Annotated in this window: 15 protein-coding genes; 6 read left to right on the forward strand and 9 right to left on the reverse strand. The window is 69.3% G+C overall.

What is annotated here, in order from left to right:
- Window positions 1-39: 39 nt before the first annotated feature.
- The gene (locus Sm713_RS24390; RefSeq protein WP_212912247.1) at window positions 40-612 is read right to left on the reverse strand and encodes a putative phosphothreonine lyase domain-containg protein; all 573 of its coding nucleotides are present in this window, start codon (window positions 610-612) and stop codon (window positions 40-42) included.
- A gap of 234 nt (window positions 613-846) precedes the next feature.
- On the opposite strand from Sm713_RS24390, the gene Sm713_RS24395 reads away from it, so the two are divergent.
- The 5 genes from Sm713_RS24395 (at window position 847) to Sm713_RS24415 (ending at window position 10314) form a co-directional block, all read left to right on the forward strand.
- Window positions 847-1839, forward strand: coding sequence for a hypothetical protein (locus tag Sm713_RS24395; RefSeq protein ID WP_249416673.1), 993 nt, complete (start codon window positions 847-849; stop codon window positions 1837-1839).
- The gene (locus tag Sm713_RS24400) at window positions 1836-5132 is read left to right on the forward strand and encodes a hypothetical protein (protein ID WP_212912249.1); all 3297 of its coding nucleotides are present in this window, start codon (window positions 1836-1838) and stop codon (window positions 5130-5132) included. Before Sm713_RS24395 ends, Sm713_RS24400 begins: the two co-directional genes overlap by 4 nt.
- Window positions 5132-7897, forward strand: a complete 2766-nt coding sequence (locus Sm713_RS24405) for an RNaseH domain-containing protein (protein WP_212912250.1) — start codon at window positions 5132-5134, stop codon at window positions 7895-7897. Before Sm713_RS24400 ends, Sm713_RS24405 begins: the two co-directional genes overlap by 1 nt.
- A gap of 475 nt (window positions 7898-8372) precedes the next feature.
- Window positions 8373-9125, forward strand: coding sequence for an XRE family transcriptional regulator (locus Sm713_RS24410; RefSeq protein WP_249416668.1), 753 nt, complete (start codon window positions 8373-8375; stop codon window positions 9123-9125).
- A gap of 244 nt (window positions 9126-9369) precedes the next feature.
- On the forward strand, window positions 9370-10314 hold the full coding sequence (locus Sm713_RS24415; RefSeq protein WP_249416669.1) for a M20 family metallopeptidase: 945 nt from the start codon (window positions 9370-9372) through the stop codon (window positions 10312-10314).
- Here Sm713_RS24415 and Sm713_RS24420 read toward each other — a convergent pair.
- The 8 genes from Sm713_RS24420 to Sm713_RS24455 form a co-directional block, all read right to left on the reverse strand.
- Window positions 10278-11171, reverse strand: a complete 894-nt coding sequence (locus tag Sm713_RS24420; RefSeq protein ID WP_212912251.1) for a helix-turn-helix transcriptional regulator — start codon at window positions 11169-11171, stop codon at window positions 10278-10280. The genes Sm713_RS24415 and Sm713_RS24420 overlap by 37 nt on opposite strands.
- Before the next feature lie 13 nt (window positions 11172-11184).
- Window positions 11185-11517 carry a hypothetical protein gene (locus Sm713_RS24425; protein WP_212912252.1) on the reverse strand — a complete coding sequence of 111 codons (333 nt, stop codon included), beginning with the start codon at window positions 11515-11517 and terminating at the stop codon, window positions 11185-11187.
- Between the two features lie 166 nt (window positions 11518-11683).
- Entirely contained in the window at window positions 11684-12097 is a 414-nt protein-coding gene (locus tag Sm713_RS24430) for a condensation domain-containing protein (protein ID WP_212912253.1), read from the reverse strand.
- Window positions 12060-12668: an AMP-binding protein gene (locus Sm713_RS41235; RefSeq protein WP_212912254.1), complete on the reverse strand. Its 609-nt coding sequence runs from the start codon at window positions 12666-12668 to the stop codon at window positions 12060-12062. The genes Sm713_RS24430 and Sm713_RS41235 overlap by 38 nt, the downstream gene beginning before the upstream one ends.
- Window positions 12669-12676: 8 nt before the next feature.
- Complete coding sequence (locus tag Sm713_RS41240; protein WP_212912255.1) at window positions 12677-13477, reverse strand: AMP-binding protein; 801 nt, start codon at window positions 13475-13477, stop codon at window positions 12677-12679.
- A 6-nt stretch (window positions 13478-13483) separates the two neighbouring features.
- Entirely contained in the window at window positions 13484-14269 is a 786-nt protein-coding gene (locus Sm713_RS24445; protein WP_212912256.1) for a hypothetical protein, read from the reverse strand.
- On the reverse strand, window positions 14253-16475 hold the full coding sequence (locus Sm713_RS24450) for a hypothetical protein (RefSeq protein WP_212912257.1): 2223 nt from the start codon (window positions 16473-16475) through the stop codon (window positions 14253-14255). Before Sm713_RS24450 ends, Sm713_RS24445 begins: the two co-directional genes overlap by 17 nt.
- A gap of 41 nt (window positions 16476-16516) precedes the next feature.
- Window positions 16517-17056 carry a hypothetical protein gene (locus Sm713_RS24455; protein WP_212912258.1) on the reverse strand — a complete coding sequence of 180 codons (540 nt, stop codon included), beginning with the start codon at window positions 17054-17056 and terminating at the stop codon, window positions 16517-16519.
- Between the two features lie 1224 nt (window positions 17057-18280).
- On the opposite strand from Sm713_RS24455, the gene Sm713_RS24460 reads away from it, so the two are divergent.
- On the forward strand, window positions 18281-18523 hold the full coding sequence (locus Sm713_RS24460) for a hypothetical protein (RefSeq protein ID WP_212912259.1): 243 nt from the start codon (window positions 18281-18283) through the stop codon (window positions 18521-18523).
- Window positions 18524-18593: the final 70 nt, after the last annotated feature.

Below are 18593 nucleotides of genomic sequence, written 5' to 3' on the forward strand. Positions count from 1 at the left end.
GGGCTTCGAAAGTCGGCTCACTTGGTGCCGCTGCGGGTGTCAGGTGTGCTTCGGTGATGGTGCTTTCCTGCGTGCGGCAGCGGCTCTTCGGGCCTGGGCTCGCGCGGCGTGGTGGTGTTCGAGGGCTTCTCGGGTGCGTCGGGGGATGACCACTTTCGGCTTGGCGGCGGGCGCGACGAAGGTGCTGGCGCCGGTGCCGTAGCGGCCGTTGAGAGTGTCGCTGTCGGTCTTGTAGAGCAGGACGTCGACGATGCCGAGGGCGCGGAGGCGGATCAGTACCCGTTGGACGTCGTCGACGTCGCGCCAGTCTTGGGTGTAGATGCAGATGGGGCGGCGGGTGTCGTCGCTCTTGGGCCGGGTGTTGACGAGCGTGCCTGCCTTGCTGCGGTAACCGAGAAGGCCGTCTTGGGTGGCGGCGCGGATCGTGGCCCAGGAGGCATCGAGAAGGCTGAGCGGAGTGAACCACATCCATTTGCCGCTGAAGGGATGGTCGTTTCCGGTCAGGGGGGTGTCCGGGGCGGCGGCCCACAGCCAGGGTTCGGTGGTCTCGCGTGATGGAGTGGTGCTGGTGAGGGTCTCGGGTTGGGCCGATGGGGCGGTCTTGGTGTTCATGATCGGCACCGTACGCGACATTCATTAGGTTTTTGCTCTATTCAGCCCGGTATGGGTCTCGTGGAACGGAACACTCCTCGATGGCGCCGCGACCTGGCGCTGACCGCGTGCTGCGCAGCCGCTGTAGCGGAAGCAGACCGCATCAGCGACCCTGGCCAGCGCGCCGCCCGGCTCATCGACTGCCTCGGGGTTCTGCGCTCGACCCATGGTGCGGGCACGGCCGCCTCCTTGGACATGGGCGTGCTGCGGCACGGACTGCGCCACGGGCTCGCGCCCCTTCTGCCTGCCGGCGGCGAGGGGGACGACCCGCTCGGCGGGATGAGGCTGCTGAGCGAGGACGGCTTGCTGTGCGATGCCGTGGAAGATCTGGGCCGCGAACATCTCGTGCCGCAGCAGGCGTTGATGGAGTACTGGCCCTGGGCGCGCTTGCGCGCCGAGCAGGAGGAACAGCAGCTGTACGCGGAGATCCGGCGGCTTCCGCCGGACGATTACGCGAGGGTGCGCGAGCTGCTGGCGAGTGATCCGGTGGCGGAGCAGGGTGTGCTGTGGGAGAAGTGGGGCGGGTTGTGGGGGCGGTTCGGGTTCTTCGAGCCGGTCTCGTCCTGGCCATGGTGCAACGCTGCGGGCTGGTGCTTCCCGTGCCCCGCCTGTGCCTGGCCGATGCGGGCTCAGTCCGCCGGCGGCGGTGTCTTCGTCGTCTCGTGCGATGCCCACCTTCTGGAGGGGGCGCAGTACACCTACCGGCCGGTGCGGGGCGGCGGCCCTCCGGTTCTGGAGGGTGGGGGCGGTCTGGCCGGTCAGGTCGAAGGCTTCCCGGCTGCCGGCGACTGCTTGGCGGTCTCCCGGACGGTGTGGCGGTATCTGACCCTGCCGGGGCGTATGGAGTTCGCGATCCGGGACGCGCTGGCCGGCATCGCCGGTCTCGAGATCCTCATGTACCCGGACGGCGACCGCTACGACCTGCACATCACGGCCGCCGACCCTCTGGTGGCCAAGCAGTGGCGGGTGGATGCGAAAACGTGGCGGTCCTTCGCGGCCCTGGCCGATGCGCTGCTCGAGCGTCCCGTGCTGGGCGGAGCGGTACCGCTGACCATCGTGGTCCCCCACCGGCAGCGGTCCGATCTTCCGCTGCTGCGGGCACGTCTTGCCGGGCGTCCGGACTTCGAGGTGATGACCGATGAGGACCTCGTCGGCGAGGTTCGCCGCTGGTGCCGGGGTGAGTCGTGAAGACGACCGGTGAGGTCCGTGAGGCGTTGCAGCGCTGTGCCATCGCGGCCTATCTCACCCTGTCTCAGCAGTGCTTCGCCTTCGAGACCGTCGATGGCCGGCGCGGGGTTCCGTTGGACTTCGCGGCGATGTTCGCCGGTCGGCGCACCGATCTGTGGGGGGCGTGGCTGTCGCTGCCGCGCGCCGAGTACGAGCTGGTGGGCCGGTTGTGGCAGGCGATCAGGCAGGAGGGGGACCTGGCTCAGCCGGAGACGTTCCGTGAGGCGGTGCTGGAGTACGCGGTGGCTCCCACGGCGCTGTTCCGGATTCCGGAGGAGTCGAACGCCGACGAGACCCACTGGCTGGTGGCCTGCCATGCTCAAGAGCCCCTCGTCCTGGCCGAGAACCTGGTTCAGGAGGCCGAGGACTACCGGGGCATGCTGGAGACGGCCCGGCCGACGGCCGGCGAAGGCCTGTGGGCGTTCGGTCACGATGGGCTGTACACGGTAGAGATTCCTGCCAGCGAGAAGAACGCCTTCGTGGCGCCGGTCCGCCTGCGCACCGAGCCGTTCCTTGAGGTGGCGAGGCTGCCGCGCGAAGCCGTGATGGACCGGGTGATGGGCCAGGCGAGAGCCCAGCCGGAAAGGTTCGGGTGGAAGCCCGGCCTGCTGCAGGGATTCTTCGACCGGCTCACGGACGCCTACGGCCGTACGGCGGTGGAGCTGCGGCTTCCTGCCGGGGCGATGACGCTGCTGAACGCGCCCACAGGGGTGGGAAAGAGCGTGCTGATGCGGGATGCGGCCCACCTTCTTGCGGCGAGCGGCCAGGGGCCGGTCCTCATGGTGGTGGGCCGCATCCGTGAAGGGCTGGGGACCGCCGAGCAGCTGGGCGCGGATGACGCACTGGTCGAGGAGACGGCCGCCGCTGTACAGGACGCGGCCGAGCGGGCCGGAAGGCCCCTGCGAGTGGTGCCGTGGGTGGCCTCCTCACGCTACGACGACCAGGCGCAGCTCGCGTTCTCACAGGGCCGCGAGGACCGGTTCGAGCAGTTCGCCAGCGGCTGTGAGATGACCGGTTGGCAGGTGGACGGCCCGCGGCTGGACCGCGCCAAGCTCCCCTGCACCCAACTGGAGTGGCTCGACGGGCCCGCCGAACCGAAGTCCGGCGGCAGGCATCTGTGCCCGCGCATGGGGATCTGCCGGCGTTTTGAGCACGTCCGGCAGGCCTCCGAGGCCGACATCATCGTGACCAACCACCACAACCTGATCCGGGGGCGCTGCAAGGTGCCCGTCGAGGTGGACGGTGAGCGGGTCGTCGGCGACATGAGCGTGCTGGAGTTCGTGCTGCGCCGCTGCCGCGTCGTGATCATCGATGAGGTTGACGCCTTCCAGTCCACCTGGTGTACGCAGGGCGCGCAAGAGTTCACTCTCATCAGCCGTGGCCGCGGCAGCGGCGGGCGGCTGGAAGAAGTCGACCGGCACCGCAACGGCCTGACTGCGCTGAAGAACCTGTTGGTGACCAGCCCGCTGATGGAGGCGCGTCGGCTCAGCGAGACCTTCCTGGACAACGTGTTGACCGGGCATCTGTATCTGGAGTCCGAGCAGGAGCGCCAGAATCGTCCTGGCTCGGGCTGGTACATGGTGGGCAAGAAGGACGCCGAGCTGTGTCGCGTCCTGACGGGCGCCTCGTCGGATGCCGAGGTCAGTGCAGGAGTCCACCAGGCCTACCTCGCACTCTTCCCCGGCGAACAGACCGACGCCGAGCTGCCGGATGGCTGGCAGCCGCTCGCCGAGCAGATCCGCCAGGCTCTGGCCGGCAAGGTCCAGGGCACTCGTCGCAGCAGAAAGCTCGCGGTTTTCAAGGACTCCCTCTCACGGATCCTGGGCGGCGCGCCCTTCAACGTGCCCGCCTCCCGGCGCGCCGCGCTGGTCAATGATCTGCTGGTGCGGGCCTGGCTCGGTGCGCTCCACAACGAGCTGCACACCTTGAAGTGGTCGCTCCTGCCGCTGCTGGGGGAGCTGAACGCGGCCACTGACCTGGTGTCCACGATGGGGCTGATCCCCCGCGACGAGCCGATTCCCTACGGGCCCCTGGGGCAGAACCTGTACGGGTTCAAGCTCGACAAGAACGCCGGGGGGTCCGGCCGGCTGTCGCTGCAGTCTCTGGGCGGCGACCCGCACACCTCCACTGTCCGCCTAGGCGACACCGTCGCCCTGGCGACCGCGGGAGTGCGGCGCAGCGTGCTCGGGCTGTCCGCCACCGCGTTCTTCCCCAGGGCCGCCCTGCAGCACGTGCACGCCCTGCCCGCCTACGTGATGACCGACGCCGCTGTCGGCGCGGTCACCGCTCATGCCGGGAGCGTGTCGGCCACCGATACCGGCTGGCAGCCGATCTCGATCGGCGGCGTGGAGGAGAAACGCAAACCCTCCGAGCTGCGCAAACTCGCCGAGCGACTATGGCACACCCAGCTGTCGTCGCACCTGGAGAAAGTCGCCCGCAACGACCCGCTGCGGGAGCTGGCGCTGCTGGCCGGGAACTCCTACTTCCACGCGGAGATCATGGCCGCCGGGGTCGCGGCCGCGTGCGGCCGGCCGGAATGGGTCGCGGTCCTCGTCAGCAACAGCCGGGACGCCTCCAAGACGGCCGTGGCCCTGCCCGAGGGCGTGGTGCGGGTGACCATCGACGAACTCGAGGACCTGCCCGCCACCCACCCGAGGGTGAAGGTGATCTGCGCACCGCTGTCGGTGGTCTCCCGCGGCCTGAACATCCTCATCCCGCACACCGACCGCTCGGCGCTCGCCTCGGTGTGGGTGGGGGTGCGCCCGATCACGCACCTGCACGAGCCGGCCGTCATGTACGCGAGCATCAACGCCTGCGGTGTCGCCGCCGGCACGGTCAGCGCCGACCCCGCGGGCATGCTCGCCTCCCAGCGCACCGCGGCCGTACGCCAGCGGGAGCTGCTGCTGCGCACCGACCCGCGGTTCTCCCGCATGCCGAAGTTCCTCAAGACCGAGGTGCTGGCGGGCATCCTCGTTGAGCTCATCCAGCTAGCCGGCCGCGCACGGCGCGGCGGCACCCCCGTCGAGCTCTACCTGGTCGACCACGCCTTCTTCAACCAGCAGCTGGGCTGCGACTTCCCCCGCCTGCTGCGCTCCTACTACGGGCAGCTCGACACCGACGAGCAGGACATCCTGCGCCGTGTCTACGGCTCCACCCTCACCGCCTGGCTCGACCTCGCCCACAGCGAGGACCTGCTGCCCAACCCGGTCACCCTCATCCCCGCCCCGACCCTGGACGCCCGAGGACGGAAGTAATGCCATCCCAGGACACCCGCATGTCCATGCTGGCCGCACCGTTGACCCGCGAGCTGACGGGCACCGTGTGGCTGTACCGCTTCCCGGACAAGATCGAGCACGAGTGGAACAGACTGCATGCCGTCTACCGCGGCAAGACCGGATCGAAAGCCAACCTGCCCTATACCGGGCTGCTGATGGTGCTTCGGGCGAGCGGCACCACCAGCGCCTCGCTGTATCCCACCAGCAAGAGCAGACCGCCCCAGTTCCTCGCCCTGTCCAAGAAGCTGCCGTCGGCGCATCTTCGGGCCGTGGTCGCGCTGTGGGAGCAGGCTCTGCTGCAGACGCCGGCGGACGACATCTCACTGGCCTACACCAGTGGTCTCGCCGACCTGTTCGCCTCCGTGGAGCCCGAGCAGGTGGCGGTGTGGGACCACGTCCGTCTCGGCCCGCGCGCCGTGGACGCGGACGGCTGGGTATGGGACGCGGCCGGCTGGAACCTCGCCTCCCTCTTGGCCCGGACAGGCCTGAAGGTGGACGGCCGTACCGTCCCCTGGCGCTCGGACACCGAGAACAACATCATGGTCTGGGATACCGGACACCTGTGGTCGAACAACTGGCTTGAGGCCCGCCCTGCCAAGGAAAAGAAGGGCAAGGAAGCGGCCGGCGAAGAAGCCGAGGCGCCGGAGGAGTGGAAGGTCCGACGCCACTACGCCGCGCTGCGCGTGGATGTGGCGATGAAGTCGCTGCACTCGCTGCCCGTCCCCCTGGCGGTCATGACACCCCGCGTCTCGAGGCTGAGCAACCAGATCAACGGCGCCCGCACCGCCTGGTGGGCGCCCCGCTCCCCCGGCGCCCCGCTGCTCCGCGTGGGCCTGGGCGGCAAAGGCAAGTACACCCATCTCGAGCACACCAGCCGTCTGGCCCTGGATGCGTGGGTGCGGCTGATGGACGAGCCCGTGTTCCCCCGCAGCCCCGAGGACACCGAGTTCCTGCCCATCAGCGCCATGGACCTGTCCGGCGAGCCCGGCGGCTTCCGTGCGCTCATCCCGTTCTCGAAGTCGTTCCCCATCGGCAAAGGCGTCGGCCTGCACACCGTCACCGCCCTGGCCGACCATCTGACCACGGTCACCGGGCAGGACCTCGTCCGCGGCCTGCAGGTCGCCAAGGTGCTCTCGGTGGCCGCCCGCAAGACCGAGTACGGCCGCGATGCCACGCTCCTCGACGACGCCGGTCTCAAGGACATCATGGCCGCCGCGGGCTGCTCCAGGCTGCGCATCCTGGCCCTGTACGAGCACCAGGAGATGCGCACCCGCATGCAGCGGCTGCTGGCCTACCACTTCAACCGACCCGATCTCGCCGACGGTATGCCCGACGACGAGATCGTCGCGCTCGGCTGTCACACCGAGGTGCTGCTGCACCGGGCCCCCGAGCTGCTGTCCCACGGCGGCCACCACGACCGGCGTGGCGCGCTCACCGACGCTCTGCCCGGACTGGCTGCCGAGGACACCGGGGTCCTGGCCCTGGTCGAGACCGAGTACGACGCCAAGGAGTGGGGCCGCCAGCGCCGCGCCGCCCGCCGCGAGGAGGAAGGCGCCGTCGACCCCTACACGCTGGACGCCAAGCCGGAAATCTCCCGGCACCTCGCACGGCACGGCGTACTCGCCCAGTTCCTCACCCCCACCACGAAGAAGCTGCGCTCGAAGAAGAAGGAACGCGATGCCACATCCCCCTTGGAGGCCCTCGGCATGGAGCTCGCCGCGGACTTCCCCGGCCACATGGCCATCGGCGACGTGCTGCGCTCCGCCGGCCTGGTCCACCCCCGCCTGACCCGCGCCATCTCCACCGGAAGCGGCCTCAAAGACCGCGTCGCCCACCTCGGCCTGCACATGCGCGCCCAGCTCGGCGAGAAACACGTCAACCGCACCGAGGAACCCAAACTCATGTGGATCCTCACCGCCTTCGTCCCCGTCGGCGCCCACTGGAAGGCCCTGGCCTACCTGCCCGCCGGCCGGGACGGCAAAGGCCGCTGGCTCAACTACGCCCGCGCCCAGGCACTGTCCCGCAGCCACCCCATCCCCGAGGGCAGCCGCGGCGACGACACCCTGCCCCGACGCATCGACCACGCCCTGTTCGAACTAAGTCGGCACCTCGAGTGCGGCTACGTGCTCTATGTCTCCGGGGACTCCACCCGCCCCGTCTGGCCGCTTCTGGCCAACAAGAAGGCCGACCTGCTCCCCGACGACGACGGCCTGGCCAATGGCAGGCCCGCGCTGCCCGGCGCCACGCTCACACCCGAGCACCGCCCCCGCGCGGTCATCCGCACCACCTCCAGCGCCGACCCGAGCATCCCGCTGCCTGCGCTCTTCCACGAGATCCACGAGGACGGCACCGAACGCGACGGCGACAAGACCAGCAACGCGCTGTTCCGACTCGACCACACCGACACCACGTTCCTCATGAGCCGCCGCCCCCATCAGATGGACGGCAAGACCCCATCGGCCAAGTCCGGACGCTCCCAAGGGCGTTGGAGCTGCGACGACAAGGAACAGCAGGCCGAGACCTGGTACAACCTCACCGCCACCGAGATCGCCGTCATCCAGCACCCCGACGGGGAAGACGCCCTGCCCTACGCCCTGACCTGCGCGAGGCTGTGCAACCACGCCCTCGCGTGGGAACACCGCACCTGCCATCCCCTGCCCGTCCACGCCGCCATCCAGATGGACAAAAACCACCCCGAGTACCGGCGCACTATCGACTGGGAAACCGACGACGCCACCGGCTGACCAGCAACAACGACGGGAAAGCCCCTGCGTGTACTGCGCCAGAACATGCTCAGGACTTGTGGATCAGGCCCCGGGGGGCCGCGGAGGACGTACCTTCCCGAAGGTTCCTGTGACGGTCATCGAGTAGGCCGCGCTCACAGCTCGGGCCGGGAAGGCACGCCCGTGCTCAGCGTCGTCACCGTCGACGGTTCCATCGAGTCCGGCTCCCTGACCGACGAGATCGTCCAGGGTGGCCTCAACTGGTCCACAACTCTTGACAATTCCTCGCGAGCCGTAGCCATGACTGTGAAGGGGCTTTGTCCGGGCGGAATAGGGCCCTGTAAGCCGACCAGGCGCTTCGCTCAAAAACGTGGCTGCCCGTCGGGCCACTGTCCGGCCGGGAGCCTAGACACCCCGGGCGTACGGGTCGCGCTGAACCGCCTGCGCGCGGGGAAGACTGCGGGCATTGCCGGTGGATGGGGAGGGGGTGGTCGCCGTGGCCGCGGCCAGTAGCACGGACTCGGCGCTCAAGCGGGCCCGGCTCGCGCTGAACATGACGTTAGAGGAGGCGGCCGACACGCTGAACGCGATCACCGGGGGTGCGACGGACGCGAGCCTGATGAGCGCGTGGGAGTCGGGCCGGCGCCGGACGGGCAAACGGAACCGGGCAGGTCTGTGCCAGCTCTACCGCGAACGCCCGGAGGCGCTGTTCGCCCACCAGGACGGCGCTGCCACGAGCGTGCTGGAGACCTCCGGCACCGCCGTGGTGGTCAAGGTGCTGACCCGCTGGAGCGACTTGGTCGAGGCGATGGTCGACGTCGTGGCCGGCGCGCGCGAGCAGCTGGTCGTCACCGGCTCCCGGTCGCGGGAGAAGGCGTATCTGGCGGCGATCGAGACGGCCGTGGCCCAGCAGCCGGACCTCGTCCACTACCGCGTGCTGTACGGACCCCCGCGGCACCGGGCACTGGCCGATCACCTGCTGCGGCTGCTGGAGCTGCGCGACCCGTCCGCACGCCACAAGGGGGTCAAGACGCTGCACGTCGGGATGGTGGAACCCGCCGAGGTTCTGGAGAGGTTCTTCGTCGCCTCCGAGACCGCCGCCGTGGTGCCGCTGCCGTCGTTCCACGGGGGCGGAGGGCTTCGACTGCGGCGTCTTACTCGCCTGCGCGTCGGCGCGGCCGGTGGAGACGATCGAAGCCGTCCGCGCGCTGCCGGTGCGGCACAACTAGGGGGCGAGGGAGAAGCGTGATCGAGGACTTGTCGCGGGCGGCCCGGGTTCGTACGGCGTCCGTGGTCGAGCTGGCGAGCGAGCTGATCCGGCGGCCGAGCCGCGGCGGGATCGACGACTACGAGCCCGTCCTGACAGTGCTGGGGAACTGGCTCGCCGCCCGCGAGCTGCCGCACCGCCGCCTGCACGACGCGGCGGGTGCCCTGGTAGGGCTGCTGGTGGAGATTCCCGGCGGGCGGCCGGGCTCCTGGTGGACGCTGGACGCATGCGTGGACACCGCCCCGTACGGCGACGAGGCCGCCTGGTCGTTCCCGCCGGCCTGCGGCGACATCGTGGACGGCTGGCTGCGCGGCCGGGGGGGGCGGCGGACTCCAAGCTCGCCGCCGCGATATTCTGCCACATCGCCGCCGACCTCGCCCCCCGCGCCGAGTCCCTGCACGGCGGGCTCGCGGTGCTCCTGGACGTCGATGAGCACACCGGCGGCTTCGGTGGCGCCCGCGCCTACCTCACCGACCCGCGCGCGGCCCGCCCCGCCGGGGTGATGATCGGCTACCCGGGCATGGACGAGGTGGTGGTCGGCGGCCGGGGCCTGTGGCGAGCGTCGATCGCCGTGCACGCCCCCTCCGGGCACTCCGGGTCCAGCAAGACCGTCATCGGCGCCATCACCCGGGCCGCCCACCTCGTACGGCTCCTCGACGCGGCCGAGCTGCCCGGCGCCAACACAGGCTTGAGGTTCCCGCTGCCACCGAAGCTGTCGGTGACCGCCTTCCACGGCGGACAGGGCTTCTCCGTCACCCCCGACCGGGTCGACATCAACGTCGACGTGCGCACGACCCCCGGCTTCGACGCGCACGACGCCGAGACGCTGGTCCGCAAGGCCGTTGCCGAGCTGGATGCGGCGCTGCCCGCCCCGGTGCCCACGGAGGTCGCCCCGGTCGCCACGTGGCCGCCGTTCCGCCTGGCCGAGGACGAGCAGCCCGCCGCCGCCCTGCTGAACGCCGCCACCGAGGCAGGGCTCACCGTCCGGCCGAAGACCGCGGGACCGTCGAACATCGGCAACCTGCTCGCCGGGGAAGGCATCCCCGCCACGGCCGGCTTCGGGGTGCCGTACGAGGGGCTGCACGGCATCGACGAGCGCGCCCACCTGGCCGAGTTGCCGCAGGTCTACGCGGTCTACCAGCGGGCCGTCCTCGACCTCCTCGGCGGCTGACGTCCCAACAGCGTCCCAACTTCCTCCCAGATCCACTCCCAGCAACCGCCCAACTCCGTCTCTGGGAACGGATCTTCGATCTGGTCGGCGCCGCGCGCGGACTGCTTGCGCAGGATGTCCGGGATCCAGGGGTGGGCGACGATGGCGTAGCGGCCGCCCCTGCGGGTCTCGTCCAGCAGGGCCATCGCGTCCGGGATCGCCCGCTTGACCAGGGATGCGGTCGCCGCCTCCATATCGCCCTCGTGCGCCTCGAGCGCCTCGGCCACAGCCGCCGCGATCGGGCCGGACGGGTCGATGGTGGACGCGGCCCGCACACGGCGGCCCGCGGGCACGGCCTTTACCGGCTTCGCCGTGCGGCCCACCTTCCGTTGGGCGGGGGTGTCGGGTGCGGGGGCTGTGGTGGCGCACTGGGCGGGGTCGAGGTGCTGGGGAAAACCGGCGACCTGGTGGCGGGCAAGCTGCCCGCACAGGACACACGGCTCGGGCGCGGCCAGAGCTTCGACGTCGTCCATGTCGTCGCCTGCGGCCAGGCCGCCGCCTGCTGCCGGGGCCGGTGTGCTCTCGTCCCGTGCGGGCCGGGGCGCGGTGGCTTCGTCTGCGGGCGGTGGGGAGGGGGGTGTGAGTTTCGCGGCCAAGCCGTCCAGGAGGTAGGCGTACTTCGTTCTGAGTTCCCCGGAGGGGTCCCGGCCGGTCTCCCACCCCGTGACCGTGGAGGGGCTCACTCCGAGAGTCCGGGCCACCTGGGCCTTCGACAGGCCGGCCCGCTCACGCAGGTCGCGGCGTACCTGGGCTTCGGGGAGCGCGGGCTGGGGGGTGAGAGACGCGAGCAGCGAGTCGATCGCGTCGAAGTCGCTCATCGGTCCGCGGCTCTCAGATGTAGGTGACGGGGTTGCGGGACAAGTGCGGGCTCGAGGTGGGGCGGCCCACCCGCGCATCGCCGCGCAGCAGGTCGCCCTCGAGGGCGTAGCGGGCGCCGTGCTTGGAGATCCCGGTGATCCTCGCGACGGCGAGCACCGTGCCGTCGGTGTTGATGATCTGTACCTCGTCCTGGGACAGAGCCCGGTCGGCGTTGAACTTCCAGATGCCGCGCCCTGCCTGCCAGGCTTCATCTTCAGACATCCCAGGGCGCCATCCGATCGTGGCGCGTCCCAGCCCGTCGCCGGTGTCAGCGGGCCGCTCGGCTCCCAGCTGGATCTGCAGCACCCCGTCCACCCTCCGCCATTCAACTCTTTAACTTGTTGTGAAGTTACCAGCACGGGGGGTAACTTCACAACAAGTCAAAGAGTAATCCACTCACTCGGCGGACGGACCCGTCCGCCACCACCGAGCCAACCAGGGAAAGCGCATGGCCAAGACCTACAGCGAAGTACTACGCGGCGTCCGCGAGGGCACCTGCACCGCGACCGGCACACCCCGCGCCGAGCTGGTACACCTGCGGTTCACACTGCACGGGCAAGAGGATGAGCCCCGGGTCCCGGCCGCCGGCTCTTGCTGCGTATGCCGTACCGAGGTCTCTGGTCAGCGGGGTGAGGGACCAGCCGTCGGCACTGATGTGATGCAGGACGAGCAGCAGTACGGTCTCGTGTTCCAGATCGAACGGGGCGCGTGCCACGCTGACGAGGCAGTCCCCCGGAGCTTCCAGCGCGCACTCAGTGACCGCCACTTCCAGGTCCCACTGTCCGGCGTCAAGCACCCTCTGACCGGGGTTGTCTTCCCGATCAGACGGAAAGACGGTCCGGAGGCTCTCATGCCGGTCGACCACGTCCTTCAACGCGGCCCGCATGAGCTTGCCCTTGGGGGTTAGTGGCAGGCCGTCCAGGACCGTGCAGGACGAGGGGGACCATGTAGGCGGGCAGGCTCAGGTGCAGCTCTTCAAGGACGAGCCGGCCCCACGCCGGGTCGGCGTGCTGCTTGGCCGAGGCGGGTGCATCGCCCCATGCCCCGTCCGCTCTGCGTGGCACCAGGTAGGCGTACAGTGTGTTGTCCCCGTGCCGGTCCTCATGGGTCACCACGACCGCTGCCGACACGTCCGCCCGCTGGGTCAGTCTGTTCTCGATCTCGCCCAGTTGGGTGCGGAAGCCGCGGACTTTCACCTGCCTGTCCTGGCGGTCGACGAACTCCAGCATGCCCTCACGCGTGCGCACGATGTTCCCGGTCCGGTACATGCGACTGCCATCGCCGGAGAAGGGGTCGGGTGCGAAGCGCTCCGCGGTCAGGGCGGGACGTTGGTGGTAGCCGCGTGCGACGCCTGTCCCGGCCAAGCAGAGTTTACCGGCCTGACCAGGGTCCACCGGCTGCAAGTTCTCGTCGAGGACGTACGCGCGTACGTCGGCCAGAGGGCGGCCGATCGGCACCGAGGCGCCTACCTCGTCGGTACCACGTGGAAGGTGGAGAAGATCGTCGCCTCGGTCGGTCCATAGACGTTCACCACCGAGCCTGGGCCGCAGGCTCGCAGGGCACGCTGGACGACGGAGGGATTAGCGGCCTCGCCGCCGGTCCAGACCTGGCGCATCCCGACGAAGACGTCCGGGTATTCCTCGACCAGGACGTTGAAAAGCGAGGTCGTCACGAACGCGCAGGAGACCTGTTCGTCGGTGATGAGCCGTCCCAAAGTGTAGGCGTCCGTGGTGCCGCTCGGAGCGACTACCACGCGTCCGCCGCGCAGCAGTGGCATCCACATCTCGAAGACCGAGGCGTCAAAATTCAGCGGCGAGTGGTAAAGGACGCTTTCGTCCAGTCCACCTGACCAGCAGGGGTCCTGAGCGAACGCCAAGAGGTCGCCGTGGGAGACACCCACGCCCTTGGGCTTGCCCGTGGATCCGGAGGTGTAGACCACATAGACGAGTTGCAGCGGGGAAACGACCGGGCTGCGGTGCATGTCGCTGCCGTTGGGATTGGCACCTGTCCGAGGCAGGTCATCGAAGATCGCCACTTCGGCCTCAGCGCCGCAGAACGCCCGGACCTCTTCAGCCCGGGCAGGAGAGTCGACCAGGATGCAGCCGATGCCGCACTCCTCGGCGATGGGCCGCGGCGCAGCCGAGCAGCCCGGGTTCGGCGAGCGGCACGGAGAAACGGACCGGTGGCAACACCGGCACCGCGCTCTGTGCCGACTCAACAGGCCCCCCCGCGCCGAGTAATCAGGCTCGACGATCGCGGCAGGCAATGGGCCTCAGCGTCCCGGTGGCCCCGACTCGGGTGGGCCATGAGCCACATGCCCGTTGAGGGAGACCGGGGAGGTGTCGATGGCCCGCAGGTCCTCAGCCATGAGGGGCTGGTCGTAGCGGGTGACGATCTGCGCCAGGCTCTCCACGAGGTTGGCGCGCTGGCCCGCATTGAGCCCTTTAGCGAAGGTCTGGAGCAGGCGGGCGGTCTGGACCCAGGCGTTGTCGGGCGCGTGGTCGGTGATCTGCTGTGCCAGCCGGTTGACGGCGTCGATGGTGTCGCTGCCGGTCGCCTCGGGGTGGTGTGTGAGCCAGTAAGCCAGTGTCAGGGTCGGGGTGGCGGCCAGGGCCTGGTGGAGTTCTTCGGCTTCCTGATGGCGCCGACGGTGCCGCTGTTCGTTCAGCGTCTCCTCGTGCAGCCGCCGTTCGAGGGCAGTGGCCGCTGCCAAGTCCTCGGTGGTCACGGTCAGGGCTGCTTCGGCCCACAGGAGGCGGACCGGGGCACCGTCGAGGTCGGCCCCGGCACCCAGGCGGGTGTTGATGTGGGCCTGCGCGGCCCGGTGCTCGCCGAGCGAGTACAGCCGGGCCGCGGCGCGGGCCGTTTCCAGGGCGTGATGGGTGGCCGTCGCGCGCGGATCGTGATGGAGGCGGGCGGCGGGCACCTCCTGCCACCGGCCGGTCAGTTCAGCATGGAAGCGGAATCCGGGCGTGTTGCTGGGCAGCGTGTAGCTGCCTCCGGCGAGCTGGCCGGCGCGCGGCGCCGGCCAACCGGATCGGCTACGACTGCGGCGCATGGGTGCTAGGGAGCGGGGGCGCGGCGGGGTCCTGGGCCCGCAGCCGGGTGAGTATCTGGTCGCGCAGACGTACGGCGTTGGCGTCCTGCACGGCGGGAGGTGCGGGGGCCCAGCTGTATAGGAGGTTCTGCATGGCGATCAGGCGGTTGGCGCTGTAGTACGGGTCGTCGGCGCGGTGGACGGCGTCGCACACGATCTGCTCGATGGTCTCGCGCCGCTCGGGGTGTTCCAGGGCCGTCTGCATCCAGTAGGCGAAGGCGTCGGCGGCTGGCGGCGACCAGCCGGTGGTGGGGAGGGCGTTGCGCCACATGTCGGTGAGCCATGCTGTGTCGATGGCGGGGTCGGTCAGGAGGGCCAGGCCGGCGGGGGTGCGGCGCTGGGCGAGGTGGGCGAACGTGCTCTGCGCTGCCGCCCGGTACGGGGCATGCGGGTCGCTGGCCCACTGGGTCAGCTGGCGGATGATCCCCGAGTGCTGCTCGCTATCGTCCCACAGGGCGTTCAAGGCCTCGCTGACGGCCTGTGTGATCTGGGCCGTCCGGCCGTTCCTGGCGTCGCCGTCGCCGTGGGCCCTGGTGGCGAGTTCGGCGATGCGGCCGAGCATGCTGGCGGGGTAGGCCTCGGCGAGGCGGCGACAGGCGCGGATGAGGACGGCCGTGAAGTCGGCGGACAGCGGGACGGCTTCGGGTTTGGTCCACCGACGGTAAGCAGTGCGGGCGAGGTCTCCGGTCCGGTCGTCCACAGCGGCCAGGACAAGGAGGTCGCAGGCGGCGTCGCTGTAGATGGTGGACCACTGTTCGGCCAGGGACTTCAGGAGTGCGGTTCTGCGGTGGCGGGCTGTGTAGTGCACGACCCAGTGGCTGACGCGCTGGGTCAGCGGCCTGGCGAGGTCTTCGTCGAGTCCGGTGACCTGGGCAGCGGTCCAGGTGGTGAACTCCTGCAGCAGGTGCGGGCGGTCGTCCAAGAAGTAGTCGACGACGGCCTCGGCATAGTTGTGGTAGCGGAATCGGATCGTGCCGTCCGGCTGAAGGTCGGCGTTGGCCTTCTGCGTCAGTGCCACGACACCGAGCCCTTGCTGCCCGGGACGGGGCTGGGGTGTTTCCTTGAGTGCCTTGGCCAGAGTGGTGGAGGCCTCGTAGATCTTCTCCGAGCTCGCGCCCTCGAGCACCGCGGCGGCGAGCAGGTAGTTGCGGTAGTCGCTGTCCTGGTGGGTGGTGTGCCACGCGAGGAGGTCGCTGCGCCAGTCCTCGGCGGCTGTGACGACCTTCTGGACCAAGCCGGTGAAATACGTGGTGCCGGGATTCTGGCCCTGCACGAGGCGGCCCTTGTCCCGCTCGACGTCCTCCGTGTTGACGATGGCGTTGGCCCAGGCCTGAACTTGCGACGGCTGGAGCCGAGCGATCCCCCGCTGGATGGGTTCGGCCTCAATCCAGCGGTCGATGCCGATGATGAGCGGCACGTTCTTCAGATGTTCTCGCAGGATGTTGGCACGCTTTGGGCCAGCAAGGAGGCGGTTGAGGTGGATCGCACCGTCGCCGCACTTCTTCCACGCCTCGGCACTCATCAGGACGATGAGTACAGACCCCTGGGGCAACTTGTCGGCGTCCTCGGCCAGTTCGCGGCCGAAACCGGCAGGGGGAACCTCGGCCCGCAGGTCCAGGATCCAGCCGGTGTTGTGCTCGTACAGGCCGCTCAGGTCAAACGGGCTGCCGGGTTCCCGCCGTACCTGGCGGACGGCGCCGTTCACGCGGCGGCGCAAGATGTCCAGCGCGGTGCTGAAGCGGCCGCTGCCGTCTGCACCGGTCAGTACGGCCACGGGGCTCTTGCCCAGGATCTCGCTGATCGCGTGGTCGTCATCCTGGCTCCGGACGTAGTTCCGTAGGTGTGCGTCGATGTCCTTGCGGGTGAGGGTGGTGCCGCGCAGCCGCCGGATGCCCTGTTCGATGAGCGTGCCGATCATGACGCCGCGGTTGATGCCGACGCGCTGGTTGGCCTGTGCGATCCAGTACGGCTCGGTGCTCTGTTCGTGGTATTCGGATACCTCGGCGCGGGCAGCGTCCCCCGTGGTGGCGGGGCGGGACTCAACGGCAGGTTCGGGCGTCGGATCGGTCGAGTCGATCTCGGATGCGGTAAGAGCAGGCGGCAGGCCGTAGTCGGCCTCAGGCGGCAGATCGTTCACGAGCTGCGGAGACGGAGCGCTTGAGGTCACGTACTTCCCTTCTCGAGACGGCCGGAGGGACGGTGGCGGGGCTACCGGGAGGCGGGCGGCGGGCCTATGTAGCGGGCCCGGATGCCCGTCATCTCCCCGCCCTTCTCCACCGTGACGGCGTCCTGGCTCGTCTCCACGGGTCCCGCGACGAAGTCGGAGTCGACGGCGGTAACCTTGCCGCGCAGCGTCCCGATCTTCTGCCGCGCGGACGGCCCGGAAGGTGCGCGGCCCTCCTCCCCCACGAACGTCAAGCGCTGCCCGTAGATCTCCTCGAGCGTGCCGCGCACCCGGCCCAGCATGCGCAGCAGCCGGACATCATCCACACTGATGTGCTCAGGGGCGTGCCGGTATCCGTCCAGCACGTCGCGCAGAGTCTCCAGGTTCTCCAACCTCTCAGCGAGCTCCTCCGGATCTGCGGTGAGCGGCAGGCTCAGTTCCCCACGCAGGACGTCCGAGGCTGGCAGGACTGTCTCCGGCTGGCCGTGCCGGTCCAGCAGGTTTTCCAGGCGTTGGTAGAGGAACGTGAAGGTGGCCGGAAGCCCGGCGCCGAGCACGGTGGACAAGGCACTGAGGTCAGGCATGAATTCTCCTCTACTTTATGGACGTTAGGGAAATCTTCAGCAACTTTGACCTGCGCTCACTGAACGGAGAACTGGGTCACGAAAGTTGACCGAAAACGAAAGTTCATCTCTCGTCACACCGTTGCCATCTGCATCAGCAGCCACATCCGGCGGGCCCCTAAGGTCGCTCATGTTTCCCTGGCCGGGTCCGGATCGGTCTCTGAATGTTGCGGTGCACGCTCGGCGCTTCTTCTGGGTACCGCACCACGGGGAGGGCGGTGGCCGGACTGACGATAGAGCAGCTCATCAGGGTGTCTGGCCACGCGTTCCTCCCGCCAGGCAGTGTCGAAACAGAGCCGGCCCGCACTACGGGCCATAGCCCACGCGGCACGGCAACTGGTCACAGGAGACAAAAGAATGCGAGCGAGGGTCAGGCGCATAACTCCCAGCGTGAACGCCGCAGTCCCCACAGGAGGTGGTTCCAACGCGTCGGCTTGCCTGTGTCCCACAGCATCGCCGGTATCCAGACGTTCTCAAGATGGCGTGCATTATTCTATGCTTGGGTATGTCAATTCTCACTTCCCTTCACAGGCAGCACAGCAGCCCTTAAATCTGACTGCTGTAATGAACGTTGAGCGGACCTGCAGAACCGATACAAGAACGGTTTCCGGCCCGCGCGACGCCACCGACAAGGCGAGGGGTTCACCCACGGCAGTTGCCTCAGGGGGAAACGGGAAAGGTCAGGCCCGGCATGACGACTCAGCCGGCCCGGCGTGTTCGACTCCCGCAGTTGGAGGCCCTCCGGCCGCCGCGGTGAGTCCCTATGCGGGCGTGTCCGTCGATGTCGACGCCGTCAGCGCCTATCCGACCCTGCCGCTCGCCGGTCGGGACAACTCGGTGACCACAACGCGGTCACGGCGACAGCGAACCCATGAAACTGCGGCCAGTCGGTGGCGGTCTGCGCCTCAGTCACCACCAACGCGCCCGGATGGGGCACGCCCACGGGGAGGTGACGTTCACCGGACCTGGCGGCCTCAATCAGACCGCTGCCCTCAACGCCGCCGGCCAGGCCTGCTTCAGTTCCACCAGCCTGCCTCCGGCACCATCATTGCCCACTACAACGGGGACGTGCTTCACAGCCTCGACGGGCTTCGTGGTCATCAGCGCAACGAGCGTGGCCACCACCATCACGGCCCATCCCGGAAGGTCCAACTACGGCTCAACGGCGCCTTCGTTATCCAGGTCATGAACGCGACGCTGAGGAACGCCGCGACCAACGCACCGGCCCCCGGCATGACGGTGGCCTTCACCGCTAACGCGGTGAGCGGGCCGATCGTGATCGGCACGGCCGTCACCGACGCCAACGGCGTGGCGACCCTCGCCCCGCCCACCCGCACCGTTCCGGGCACCACCCTGACGGCGGCCAGTTACACGGCGTCGTTCGCCGGAGCGACTGCTTCGCACCATCCTCCGTCACGGGGGGCCTGACCTCCGTCCCGCTCCCAGTGCCGTAACCCCACGTAGGGAAACGACACGACCGCACCACCGCACACCCAGC

The organism is Streptomyces sp. TS71-3, assembly GCF_018327685.1.
In the GTDB taxonomy this organism is placed as follows: domain Bacteria; phylum Actinomycetota; class Actinomycetes; order Streptomycetales; family Streptomycetaceae; genus Streptomyces.